Here is an 11,212-nt window from a genome sequence, read left to right as displayed (position 1 = left end):
GGCTCTGGACGAGCGGATCAAGGACAACGACCGGGAGATCCGCGAGACCTTCCGCACTGACGACCGCGCCGAGATCATCGAGTCCATGCCGGGCATGGGCCCCATCCTGGGCGCCGAGTTCATCGCCATCGTTGGTGACCTGTCCGGCTACCGCGACGCCGGACGCCTCGCCTCCCACGCGGGCCTGGCTCCGGTCGCCCGCGACTCCGGCCGGCGAACCGGCAACCACCACCGGCCAAAGCGCTACAACCGGCGCCTGCGGCACATCTTCTACATGGCCGCGCAGACCGCGATGATGCGGCCCAGTGCCTCCCGGGACTACTACCTCAAGAAGCGGTCGGAGGGACTGCTGCACACCCAGGCCCTGCTCGCACTGGCCCGACGCCGGGTCGATGTCCTGTGGGCGATGCTGCGTGACAAGAAGCTGTTCACCTCCGCCCCACCGGTCACGCAGGCGGCTTGACTCGGTCATTGAGATTCCTTTCAGGGCAGGAACATAGAGAGAGTGAAGCGTGCGCCACGCACGCATCTCCTCGACCATAGCACCCAATGCGTGCGCGGCGCACGCTATTCTTGTGGTGTGGAGAACGAGGTAGGACACGAGATCGCGGACGCGCTGGGCATCCTGCTCAGGCGCACCACGCGCACACAGCTGCACAGCAAACTCACCGAGGGCATGGGCGAGGCGGTGGACGAACTGACGTACCCGGTGCTCAGCGCACTGGCCCGCACCGGACCCCGCAGCGCGGCCGACCTGGCTCCCGACGCCGGAGTCGACCGCTCCGGTGTCACCCGGCGCGCATCCCGACTGGAGGCCGCCGGACTCGTCCGTCGTGAGGCCGACCCCCATGACCGGCGTGCGCACCTGCTCGTTCTCACCGAGCGGGGCCGGTCGACGGTGGCGGAGCTGCGTGAGCGACTGGCCGCCCACATCATGGCCGGCCTGTCGTCATGGCCGCCGGGTGAGGCCGAGACGTTCGCCCGCCATCTGCGCCGGTTCACGGTCGAGGGCCCCTTCACGTAGGCACGTACGCGGGCACACGTAGGCACGTATGCGGGCGTCCTGCGCGACGGGAGGGAGCCGCTGCCCTTCGGGACGTGCAAAGCGGCGGTTGAGCGATCGGCGCCGATCGCTCAACCGCCTTCCTGCGGTCGGCGGACCTCGCCCGTGCCGAGTGTGATCACGGCCCGGGGCCGCATGGGCCCCTCGCCGCGCCGGGAGAGCAGGACCACCTCCTCGACCGCCGCCGACAGCGTGCCGAGCCGCACGGCGCACTCGGCGGCCAGACGCTTGGGGTCCTGGGTGCGGCCGAGGGACAGATGCGGGGTGAAGCGGCCTCCGCGCCCTTGGCAGAGCGGGAACCGCAGCTGCAGCTCACGCTGGAGACGGGCCCACGGCGCCGGGCCCGCCGCGGCCGGGTCGAGCCATACCGTCGCATCGTGTCGGTGCCGGAAGTACCGCACCCCGGCCAGACGCGCCGTGAACGCCGCGCTCTGCGCCGCCCCGGCGGCCAGGAGCGGGACGGCTCGCTCGAACTCCTCCTCCGGCACGAAGCCGAACAGCAGATTCACATGCGGCGGCCACCGCCGTACCTGTGGATCGTGTTCCCAGCGGATGTCCTGAATCACCGGCCAGAGCTCCCGCGGCGGCAGCCACGCCACGGCCGTCCGGCCCGTCGGTGCCACCTTGAGCACGTCCACGGGCCCAGCCCCGGCCCCGCCGAACACCGAATTCCCGTCCACCGGGCCATGTTCCCAAAGTCGGCCCGGAAACCATCTCGGCCGTGCCGAAGCCATCATGGCCCTGCCGATCCCGTCTGCCGGACGCGGAGTCAGTTCCCGTTGACCGAAACTTCGTAGTCGCCGATCAGGTCACCGAGGAAAGTGCCGGCAGTGAGGTCGCTCTGGACGTGACCGGCCATGTAGAGGCGGGAGTAGATGACCTCGTCCTGCATCCACTGGTAGTCCTCGGCGCGGTGGGCGGAGAGTGCGCTGAGGATCGTGACCGCGGTGGCGGCGCGGGCCGCGTGGCGGGAGGGGTAGGAGTAGGGGCCCTTGTCGCGGACGCCAGCCACGAACTGCGCACCCCGCTCATCGTGATGCGCGCCGAACTCGACGTCGCCCTGCACCGCCCGCGCTCCGCCGGCGAACTCACCGAGACCCTGCGTTCCGTGGACACCGAGGTCCAGCACTTGATCGACCTCTCCAACGCGCTCCTCGGCCTGGAGGAACTCGGCAGCACCGACCACGTCACCCGAACCGCCGTACGACTCACCGATCTCGTCGACGCCGCGGTCGCCCCGCATCTGCGCACCGCCGAACGGGCCGGGCGCGACCTGACCGTCGAGGCAGCCGACACGACCGTCGACGTCGATGCCCGATGGCTGAGGCCCGCCATCGGCAACCTCGTCGACAACGCCCTGCGCCACGGCCACGGCAACGTCCACCTCGCGGCCGCCGTCCACGAGAGCAGGCTGCGGCTGCGCATCACGGACACCGGACCCGGCTTCCCGACGGAATTCCTGCCCCGGGCCTTCGACCGCTTCGCCCGCGCCGAAGCGAGCCGCACGAGCGAGGGCTCAGGCCTCGGACTCGCCTTCGTGCACGCGGTCGCCACCGCCCACGGCGGCACCGCGTACGCCGAGAACACCGGGCACGGGACCGCGGTCACGCTCGACCTGTCCTGCTGACGTTCAGCCAGTCGTCCAGGAACGGAGCTTGTCGGGGTTGAGCACTGCCCAGATGTGATGGATCCGGTTGCCGGTGACGTCGAACGCCATCACCGATACGGTGACGCCGTCCCGTTGAGCCACCAGACCCGGCTGACCGTTGACCGTACGCTCGACGAGCGTTACGCCGGCCGCCGCAACGGACCGGTCGACGAAGAAGCGTGCGACCTGCCCGGCGCCCTCGATCGGGTGCGGCGCGGCAGTGGCGAGTCCGCCACCGTCGCCGGTCGCCGTGACATCAGGGTCCAGCAGGCCGATGAGGGCGTCGATGTCCTTGGCCTCCCATGCCTGCTTGAAGGCTCTGACGATCTCGGCGCGCTGGGCCGCCGAAGCCGCGTCAGGCTGTGGAGCTCGGACTCGCCGACGCGCCGAAGAGGCCAACTGGCGGCAGGCGACCGGGGTCCGGCCGACGATCTCGGCCACCTCGGCGAAGGGGTACCGGAAGACGTCGTGCAGGATGAACGCGACGCGCTCGGCCGGAGTCATCGCGTCGAGTACGACGAGGAAGGCCATGCTGACCGACTCGTCGAGGGTGACCCGGTCGGCCGGGTCGACGGTGCCGGCTCCCGGCCGCCCGCTGATCCACTCCGTGCGGTCGGGCAGCGGCTCCGGGATCCATTCGCCCACGTAACGCTCGCGCCTGGCCCGCGCCGAGCCGAGCAGGTCGAGGCAGATACGGCTGGCGACGGTCGTCAGCCAGGCTCCGGGTGAGTCGATGGCTGCCTGGCGCTGCGGGGACATGGCGTACCAGCGGGCGTACGTCTCCTGTACGACATCCTCGGCATCGGCCAGGGATCCCAGCAGCCGGTACGCGAGATTGGTCAGCCGACGCCGCTCACTCATGATCGCGCTCAGCCCCGGTTCGGGCCGGCCGTGTCCCGGCTCGGACGGGTTGCTCATCGTGTCACCGACTCCCTCGGATGCTCCACCTCACTCCGTACGACGATCCGTCGCACCGAAATGTGAGGCCGGCACGTCACCACACATCTCGCGGAGCTGTGTCGTCGTACCGATCGGACCCGCACAGAAGGGAAACCGAGCATGGAACCCGTGAACCTCGCGATCATCTACTACAGCTCCACCGGCACCGTACATACCCTGGCCCAAGCCGCTGTCGAGGGCGCGGAGAAGGCCGGCGCCACCGTGCGACTGCGCAAGGTTGCCGAAACGGCCCCACCGGATGCGATCGGCGCGAGGCCGGAGTGGGCCAGACATCTGCAGGTCACCGCCGATGTCGCCGAGGCCCGCCACGACGACCTGGAGTGGGCCGACGCGGTGCTGTTCGGTGCCCCCACCCGCTTCGGCAACCCGGCCGGCCAGCTCAGGGCCTTCATCGACGCCACCGGCCCCCTGTGGTTCCAGGGCAAGCTCGCGGACAAGGTGTACTCGGCCTTCACCGCGTCCAACACGGCCCACGGCGGCCAGGAATCGACCCTCCTGGCGCTGGCGAACACGTTCTACCACTGGGGCGGCATCATCGTTCCTCCTGGCTACACCGACCCCGTCCAGTTCCAGTCGGGCAACCCGTACGGCACTTCCCACGTGGCCGGCGACGGCCCGCCCGGTGAAGTGGCCCTGCAGGCGGCCCGCTACCAGGCTCGCCGCGTCGTCGACACGACGGCCGCACTCAAGGCCGGCCGCGCCGCCTGATCCCCCATGGGCGCATGCGGGGTTAGGCCCTGACGGACACATCGATGAGAGCCTGCTCGGCTCAGGTGCGCGCGGCCACGTACAGGCTCTGGGTACTGCGGCCGAGCGGGCCCTTCTCGTCGTGCAGGGCGGACTCGGCGAGGCCGATGCCCGCGCCGTCCACCATCGTCCGGGCGTCCAGGCAGACCCATTCGCCCTCGGGATGGCGGTGCAGATTGACGCTGAGGTCGGCGTTGATGAACACGTAGCGGTGGAAGTCGAGCGCGGCACTGACACCGTTGCCCGAGTCGGCGGCCGTCAGCACCCTGCTGAGCGGTGTGATCTCCTCTCCGGCGACCAGGGGAACCCGCATCCGCATCCACGCCGTGGCCGGTCCGGGCTCCAGGAACGAGCCGCCCGCGAAACGTATTTCCATGGCCGTGTGGTAGCCCTGGTCCCAGGGGACCGGGAAGAACGCCTTTGCCGGTACGGTCCCGGGCCCGGGCACCTGCCGGGCCGGCGACACCTGCGGTACCGAGTCCGGCGCTGTCTTCATCAGCAACGCCGTCGCCCGCATCACCTCCTGGCCGCCGTCGGGTGTCAGAGCCACCTCCACGAGCTCGACACTGCGCCCGGCACGCAGCACGCGCGTGGCCACGGTCAGCAGCCGTATCGGAACCGGGCGCATGATCTCGTACGTGAGCCGGGCGACCCGCATGTCGGGCCGTCCGCCCGGGCGTTCCTCGACGGCCAGGGCGAGCAAGGCGGCCGGCGGCCCGGCGTGCTGGGAGTCGGCGTCCCAGGGGCCCCGGGTATAGGCGGTGGGAAGGAACCGGTCGTCGGCCTCCCGCTCGTAGAAGGCCTCGACTTGCGACATCGACATGACTGTCCCTCCCTGCCACATGGACTACCTGCCGACCATCTTACTAAGCGCTTGCTCACCCTACTCCTTGTCGATCGGCGCCCATGGGGACGCCGCAGATCCGCAGCCTGCCGCGGGGAGCCCGATGTGCTGCTGGGGGCGGGGAAGGCCGGCGTACACAGGGCGGGGATCGGGCAGGGGGCCGGGGAACAGGTCCGGCAGGACCGCCTTCGCCTGGAACGCCCTCTGCCACGGGTTGACGGACGGCAGGCAGTCGGCGACCGCGGCGCGCGAGGTGGGGGAAGGCGAGAGGGCGAGCAGAATGTCGGCGGTGCGGCCGTGGAAGTCGCCCTGGTTGTAGTCGGTCGCGGGTACGGGCGCGGGGCCGCGGCCGCGGCAGTGAGTTCGGCCACGGCCCGGTCGAGGAGCGGGCCGTGCCGACAATCCCCGCGCGGACCTGCACAAGGAACTCGGCGATCTCGGCCTCCTCTGGCCCAGCGCGCGCCTGCCGCGGGTGGGTGGGCGAATGCCGCCACTGCCCGGTTGAGCGAGTGGGCGTGGCGGCCTCTTGTGTTCTGCCTTACCGGGGTGATCAGGCGCCCAGGCCCGGCTGCACTTGTATCTTGCGGCCCTCGCCTGCCTGGAATCGCTTGAGTGCTTCGCTGTAGGAGGCGAGCGGCAGGCGGTCGCTGATGAAGATCTCCGGGTCCAGCACGCCTGCGGCGAAAAGCTCTGCGGCGCGTTCGAAGCTGTGCAGAACCGCCATCGAACCGGTGATGGTGATCTCCTGGTTGTAGATCCGGTAGGGCTCGATCGTCGCCCGGGCGGCGTAGTCGGAGACGCCGAACTGCAGATAGGTGCCGCCCTTGCCCACCCGGCCCAGGGCGTCCTGGATCGCCTTCTCGTTCCCCGTGGCGTCGATGACGAGATCCCAGCCACGGGGCATGTCGATCTCGTCCGCGGATGTCACGGCGTTGCCGCAGCCCAGCGTCCGCGCCGTTTCCAGGCGTGCGGGGTTGATGTCGATGACGTCGACACTGGCCGCGCCGGTGCGCTTGGCCAGCTCCAGCATCATCAGGCCCATCGTGCCCGAGCCGTAGATGAGCACGTGATTGGCGAGATTGCTGCGCAGGACGTCGTACCCGCGTATCGCGCAGGCCAGCGGTTCGATCAGGGCGGCGTCGTGGGTGGATACGTGGTCGGGCAGGACGACGCAGTTGGCGACCGGTGCTACGGCGTATTCCGCCGCACCGCCTGCGGTCGTGACGCCGATGGCCGCCCAGCGCTCACACAGGTTGTTCCTGCCGAGGCGGCAGTAGTAGCACTCGTTGCAGCTCAGTGAGGGGTCGACGGCGACGCGGGCACCCACGGCCAGTTCGGTGACGTCGCGGCCGACGGCGACCACCTCACCGGCGAACTCGTGGCCGGGGATGATGGGCAGCTCAGGGGCGAATTCGCCTTGCAGGATGTGCAGGTCCGTGCCGCACAGGCCGCAGGCCGCCACGGTCACGACGACCTCTCGGGGGCCGGGCGTGGGATCATCCACGGTGACCATCTCGATGGTCCCCTGCTCGGTGATGAGTGCGGCCTTCATTTGACGGCTCCCATGGTCAGACCCTGGACCAGGCGGTCCTGAGCGGCGAATCCGGCGATGAGAACCGGGATGGACACAGCGACGGCCGCGGCACAGACCTTGGCCAGGAACAGACCTTGGCTGGTGACGAAGCTGGTCAGGAAGACCGGCCCGGTCGAAGCCTGGACCCCGGTGAGCACCTGGGCGAACAGCATCTCGTTCCAGCTGAAGATGAAGCAGATCAGTGAGGTGGCGGCGATACCGGGCGCCGCCATCGGGATGATGATCCTGCGGAAGACGGTCGGCAGGCCGGCGCCGTCGATCGCGGCGGCCTCCAGGATCGCCACGGGGATCTCCGCGAGGAAGGACCGCATCATCCACACGGCGATCGGCAGGTTCATGGTCGTGTAGAGGATGACCAGGAGCCAGATGTTGTCCAGCAGCCCGAGGTTCTGGGCGGCCAGGTAGATCGGGAGCAGGCCGGCGACTGCGGGAAGCATCTTGGTGGACAGGAAGAAGAACATCACGTCGGACCACTTGCGCACCGGTTTGATCGACAGTGCGTAGGCCGCGGGGATGGACAGCGCGAGGACGAGCAGGGTCGAAAACACGCTTGCGGTCGCGGAGTTGATCAGAGCGGGCCAGGGGCTGGCCCCTGTCGAGGCGCCGAAGAACTCGCGATACCCGTGCAGGGTCAGGTGCGCGGCGAGGGAGGGCGGATTGGTGGCGGCATCCGTCTCACTGTGGAAGGAGGTCAGGACCATCCAGGCGAACGGCGCGAAGAAGAGCAGGCCTACGGTCCAGCCGGCCAGTCCGATGACGGCCTTGGTGTGGTGCCTGACGAAGGGGTCGCGCTGCCGGCGGGGCCGGGGCCGGGCAAGGGTGGTGCTCATGAGGTCTTCTCCTCCCGCAGGAGCGTCGACACCGTGCGCAGTGCGAAGGTGGCCACCACGATGGTGCCCAGCACGACGATGACGCCGGCTGCGGAGGCACGACCGTAGTCATGTGCCTGATAGAAGGTCTGGTAGATGGTGTAGGGAAGGTTCGCGGTACCGAGCCCGCCCGAGGTGATGGTGAAGACCGCGTCGAAGTTCTGCACGATGTAGATGGACCCGAGCAGTGCCGCCAGCTCCATGTATCGGCGCAGGTGCGGCAGGGTCAGATGGCGGAATATCTGGAAGGCGTTGGCGCCGTCCACCCGGGCGGCCTCGATGATCTCCAGTGGGCGGCTCTGCAGTCCGGCGAGCAGGATCAGCATCATGAAGGGCGTCCATTGCCAGATCAGGGAGACGGCAACGGCGGCCAGGGGTGAGGAGCTGATCCAGTCGGGCTGTGGCGGGTTGTCCGAGCCGAACAGCGACCAGATCCAGGTCAGGGCGCCGTTGAGGAGGCCGTACTCGGGGTTGTAGAGCGCATGCTTCCACAGCAGTGCGGCCGCGACGGGCACGACGAGGAACGGGGCGATCATCATGGTCCGTACCGCTCCGCGCCCGCGGAACTTGTGGTCGAGCAGGAGCGCCACACCCAGTCCGAGCAGCAGGCTCAGCAGCACCACACCGGCGGTGAGCCACACCGTAGTGATCACCGAGGCGCGCATGTCCGGGTCGTTGAACACCAGTTTGTAGTTGGCGAACCCGGCCCAGCCGCGCTCCTCGGGCCGCAGCGCGTCCCAGTTCATGAAGGAGATCACCAATGTGGCGGCGAACGGCAGCTGGGTGACGATCACCATGTACACCAGCGCCGGCATCATCGGGGCGCGCCTGGCCCATGCCCTTGCGCGGCCCGACCGTTGCCGAGATACCGCGGCCGCATGTGGCCCGGCGGGACGTCTTGCTTTCTGCATCAGGGCACTACTCACTTGTGTCTCTCCGCTCCGTGGGGCCCCCTTGCCCCTGTGCGAGGGGAAGGGGGCCGCACAAGGGGCATGGGGATTGCGGTCAGTTGTTCCGGTACTTGGAGGCGACCTGCTCGGCCAGCTTCTGTCCCTTGTCGAGGGCCTGCTTGACCGACTGGCGTCCGGCGATCGCGGCGGACACTTCCTGGGTGACCTTGGTGCCCAGGTCCTGGAACTCGGGAATGGTCACGTACTGCACGCCGACCGTGGGGCGAGGCTGTGTTCCGGGGTTCTTCGGGTCGGCCTCGCTGATGGCGGTCAACGTGGCCTGGTAGAAGGGCGCCGCGGCCTTCTGGTAGTTCGGGTTGTCGTAGGTCGACTTCCGCTTGCCGGCCGGTACCCGGGACCAGCCGAGCTTCTCACCGACGAGCTTCTCGTAGTCCTGGCTCGCGGCCCACTGGACGAACTGGGCGCCGGCATCCTGGTGCTTGCCCGCCTTCGGCTGGGCAAGGGCCCAGGTCCACAGCCATCCGGAGGCCTTGGTGTCGGTCACCGGCGCCTGCGCGTAGCCGACCTTGCCGGCGACGGGGGAACTGGGGTCCTCCAGCAGTCCCGCTGCCGATGTGGCGTCCATCCACATGGCGGTCTTGGACTGCGTGAAGTTGTTGAGGCACTCGGCGAATCCGGCCTGTGGGGCGCCGGCCTCGCCGTGCTTGCGGACGAGATCGACGTAGTCCTCGGTCGCCTTGGTGAAGCCTTCGCCGTTGACCTGGGCCTTCCAGTCCTTGGTGAACCAGGTGCCGCCCTCGGTGTTGACCACGGTGGTCAGGGCGGCTCCGAGCTCACCCCAACCCGGCTTGCCCCGCAGGCAAATGCCCTTCATGCCCTTCTCGGCGCCGTCCGCCTTGGCGGCCAGGTCGGCGACCTGCTTCCAGGTCGGACGGTCCGGCATGGTCAGGTGCTTGGCGTCGAAGATGTCCTTGCGATACATCAGGAAGGAGGACTCGCCGTAGAAGGGCTCGGCGTAGAGCTTGCCGTCCGCGCCGCGCAGCCCGTCCGTCATGGACGGGAAGACATCGTCCTGCTTGAAGGAAGGGTCCTTGCCGACCGTGTTGTCCAGTGGAGACAGCCAGCCGTTCTTGGCCCACAGCGGGACCTCATAGGCGCCGACCGTGACCACGTCATAGCCGCCCGCCTGCGTTGCGACATCCTGCGTGATCTTGTCCCGCACCTCGTTCTCCGGCAGGACGGTGAAGTTGACCTTGATGCCGGTCTTCTTGGTGAACTGATCCTTGGTCAGCTTCTGGAGGTCGAGCATCTGAGGGTTGTTGACCATGAGCACGTTCACGGTCTTGTCACCGTCGCCCCCGCCACTGCCTCCCGCACCGGCGCAGCCGGCGAGCAGGGCGGTACAGGTGAGGCCGGTCAGGGCCGCCGTCGTCAGTCTGGCCCTGGTGGGTCTGTAGTGCATGGGAGCACCTTTCTTGGGGGGAGAACAACGAGCTGGGAACGGGGTCTTACGCCGAGGAATGACGGCGTGCTTGAAAGAGCCGGCGAGGGAAGGACCTCGGGCTTGGCGGCTCGGGAAGGAACTCAGACCCGGATGACGTTGGGTCCGTGCAAGGAGTAGCGATGAGCTTCGGCAACCGGCAGGCCGGTGTCGGTGATGATGGTTTCGAAGTCGCCGATCTTGGCGAATCGGCAGAAGCTCTGCGCTCCGAATTTCGTGTGGATTCCGACGAGTATCCGGCGATGGGAACTGCGGATCGCTTGGGCTTTGACGTCGGCCACCACCGGGTCGGGTGTGGTGAGGCCGGCATCGCGGGAAATGCCGTTGGCTCCCAGGATCGCCAGGTCGATGACGAAGCTGGACAGCATCTGGTTGGTCCAGGATCCGACGGTGGCCAGAGTGCGGCCGCGGACCTTGCCGCCGAGCAGCAACACCGTGGCCTGGGAGGCTTCCGCCACCGCAGCGGCGGTGGGCAGGGAGGCGGTGACCACGGTCAGATTCCGGTCGGAGGGCAGCAGGTCGGCGATGAGGCGGTGGGTGTAGCCCTCGTCGATGAACACCGTCTCCGCCTCGCCGAACAGGTGCACGGCAGCGGCGGCGATACGGCGCTTGTCCTCCACATGGTGAGTCTCACGCTGGGCCAGCGAGGTCTCGAACCCGGCGCTTTCCACCGGGTAGGCACCACCGTGACTCCTGCGGACCAGACCACCTCGCGCGAGTTCGTTCAGATCCCTGCGGATCGTCTCCGGCGCCACCCGGAAATCGGCGGCCAGGGCGGACACCTCCACTCTTCCGCTGCGGCGGGCGAGAGCCAGGATCCGATGCTGTCGCTCTTCGGCTTTCACGCGCAAGCACCTCCCTGGTGTTCCCGTTCGGGCGAACATTGCCCGTCTGTTTCGGCCATGGATTTATATCGCCGTACTTCACCAGGTGAGACGCCCGTTCCTTCATGGATATTGCCCGATTGGGTGTGGGCGTGGGACGGGATTCCTGCAGGTCATCGCAGTGCAAATGGCATGATCACCGTCTCCTGCCAACCGAATCGGGTGGCAGCGGTGCCCGAATCCACGACAGC

The 11,212-nt window shown here is 68.5% G+C and carries 14 protein-coding genes; 4 read left to right on the top strand and 10 right to left on the bottom strand.

The window, feature by feature from the left end; genetic code table 11:
- Both ACZ4EG_RS43090 and ACZ4EG_RS43085 read left to right on the top strand, forming a co-directional pair.
- A partial coding sequence (locus ACZ4EG_RS43090; protein WP_467794526.1) for a transposase occupies positions 1-463 on the top strand: 463 nt, incomplete at its 5' end.
- Between the two features lie 117 nt (positions 464-580).
- Positions 581-1,024 carry a MarR family winged helix-turn-helix transcriptional regulator gene (locus ACZ4EG_RS43085; RefSeq protein ID WP_363295916.1) on the top strand — a complete coding sequence of 148 codons (444 nt, stop codon included), beginning with the start codon at positions 581-583 and terminating at the stop codon, positions 1,022-1,024.
- A gap of 110 nt (positions 1,025-1,134) precedes the next feature.
- Here the strand turns inward: ACZ4EG_RS43085 and ACZ4EG_RS43080 are convergent, their stop codons facing one another.
- On the bottom strand, positions 1,135-1,743 hold the full coding sequence (locus tag ACZ4EG_RS43080; RefSeq protein ID WP_467794525.1) for a 2'-5' RNA ligase family protein: 609 nt from the start codon (positions 1,741-1,743) through the stop codon (positions 1,135-1,137).
- 89 nt (positions 1,744-1,832) lie between these two features.
- On the bottom strand, positions 1,833-2,129 hold the full coding sequence (locus tag ACZ4EG_RS43075; RefSeq protein ID WP_467794524.1) for a phosphatase PAP2 family protein: 297 nt from the start codon (positions 2,127-2,129) through the stop codon (positions 1,833-1,835).
- On the opposite strand from ACZ4EG_RS43075, the gene ACZ4EG_RS43070 reads away from it, so the two are divergent.
- Entirely contained in the window at positions 2,100-2,690 is a 591-nt protein-coding gene (locus tag ACZ4EG_RS43070; RefSeq protein ID WP_467794523.1) for a sensor histidine kinase, read from the top strand. The two genes, ACZ4EG_RS43075 and ACZ4EG_RS43070, sit on opposite strands and share 30 nt — an antisense overlap.
- A gap of 3 nt (positions 2,691-2,693) precedes the next feature.
- On the opposite strand, the gene sigJ is transcribed toward ACZ4EG_RS43070, so the two are convergent.
- Positions 2,694-3,629: an RNA polymerase sigma factor SigJ gene (gene sigJ, locus ACZ4EG_RS43065; RefSeq protein WP_467794522.1), complete on the bottom strand. Its 936-nt coding sequence runs from the start codon at positions 3,627-3,629 to the stop codon at positions 2,694-2,696.
- A 141-nt stretch (positions 3,630-3,770) separates the two neighbouring features.
- Here sigJ and wrbA point away from each other — a divergent pair, with 141 nt between their 5' ends.
- Entirely contained in the window at positions 3,771-4,379 is a 609-nt protein-coding gene (wrbA, locus tag ACZ4EG_RS43060) for an NAD(P)H:quinone oxidoreductase (protein WP_467794521.1), read from the top strand.
- A gap of 61 nt (positions 4,380-4,440) precedes the next feature.
- Here wrbA and ACZ4EG_RS43055 read toward each other — a convergent pair whose 3' ends face one another.
- The 7 genes from ACZ4EG_RS43055 to ACZ4EG_RS43025 all read right to left on the bottom strand — a co-directional run bounded on the left by ACZ4EG_RS43055 (position 4,441) and on the right by ACZ4EG_RS43025 (position 10,982).
- A complete protein-coding gene (locus ACZ4EG_RS43055; protein ID WP_467794527.1) occupies positions 4,441-5,235 on the bottom strand; it encodes a thioesterase family protein in 795 nt (264 codons plus the stop codon).
- Positions 5,236-5,301: 66 nt separating this feature from the next.
- On the bottom strand, positions 5,302-5,664 hold the full coding sequence (locus ACZ4EG_RS43050) for a hypothetical protein (RefSeq protein WP_467794520.1): 363 nt from the start codon (positions 5,662-5,664) through the stop codon (positions 5,302-5,304).
- 148 nt (positions 5,665-5,812) lie between these two features.
- The gene (locus ACZ4EG_RS43045) at positions 5,813-6,814 is read right to left on the bottom strand and encodes a zinc-dependent alcohol dehydrogenase family protein (protein WP_467794519.1); all 1,002 of its coding nucleotides are present in this window, start codon (positions 6,812-6,814) and stop codon (positions 5,813-5,815) included.
- Positions 6,811-7,686, bottom strand: coding sequence for a carbohydrate ABC transporter permease (locus tag ACZ4EG_RS43040; protein WP_467794518.1), 876 nt, complete (start codon positions 7,684-7,686; stop codon positions 6,811-6,813). The genes ACZ4EG_RS43045 and ACZ4EG_RS43040 overlap by 4 nt, the downstream gene beginning before the upstream one ends.
- Positions 7,683-8,636 (bottom strand): carbohydrate ABC transporter permease, encoded by a 954-nt coding sequence (locus tag ACZ4EG_RS43035; protein WP_453557676.1) that lies wholly within the window; start codon positions 8,634-8,636, stop codon positions 7,683-7,685. The genes ACZ4EG_RS43040 and ACZ4EG_RS43035 overlap by 4 nt, the downstream gene beginning before the upstream one ends.
- A gap of 94 nt (positions 8,637-8,730) precedes the next feature.
- A complete protein-coding gene (locus ACZ4EG_RS43030) occupies positions 8,731-10,098 on the bottom strand; it encodes an ABC transporter substrate-binding protein (protein WP_467794517.1) in 1,368 nt (455 codons plus the stop codon).
- Between the two features lie 122 nt (positions 10,099-10,220).
- Positions 10,221-10,982, bottom strand: coding sequence for a DeoR/GlpR family DNA-binding transcription regulator (locus ACZ4EG_RS43025; RefSeq protein ID WP_363295905.1), 762 nt, complete (start codon positions 10,980-10,982; stop codon positions 10,221-10,223).
- Positions 10,983-11,212 lie beyond the last annotated feature (230 nt).

Source organism: Streptomyces sp. NPDC025638, from assembly GCF_055558775.1.
Note: the sequence above shows the minus strand (reverse complement) of the source record. Positions and strands in the feature narration are given on the sequence as shown.

Coding starts and splice junctions, on each gene's coding strand:
- ACZ4EG_RS43040 (WP_467794518.1), bottom strand. CDS start 7,686: ATGAGCACCACCCTTGCCCGGCCCCGGCCCCGCCGGCAGCGCGACCCC.
- sigJ (WP_467794522.1), bottom strand. CDS start 3,629: ATGAGCAACCCGTCCGAGCCGGGACACGGCCGGCCCGAACCGGGGCTG.
- ACZ4EG_RS43055 (WP_467794527.1), bottom strand. CDS start 5,235: ATGTCGCAAGTCGAGGCCTTCTACGAGCGGGAGGCCGACGACCGGTTC.
- ACZ4EG_RS43030 (WP_467794517.1), bottom strand. CDS start 10,098: ATGCACTACAGACCCACCAGGGCCAGACTGACGACGGCGGCCCTGACC.
- ACZ4EG_RS43035 (WP_453557676.1), bottom strand. CDS start 8,636: ATGCAGAAAGCAAGACGTCCCGCCGGGCCACATGCGGCCGCGGTATCT.
- ACZ4EG_RS43070 (WP_467794523.1), top strand. CDS start 2,100: ATGCGCGCCGAACTCGACGTCGCCCTGCACCGCCCGCGCTCCGCCGGC.
- ACZ4EG_RS43045 (WP_467794519.1), bottom strand. CDS start 6,814: ATGAAGGCCGCACTCATCACCGAGCAGGGGACCATCGAGATGGTCACC.
- wrbA (WP_467794521.1), top strand. CDS start 3,771: ATGGAACCCGTGAACCTCGCGATCATCTACTACAGCTCCACCGGCACC.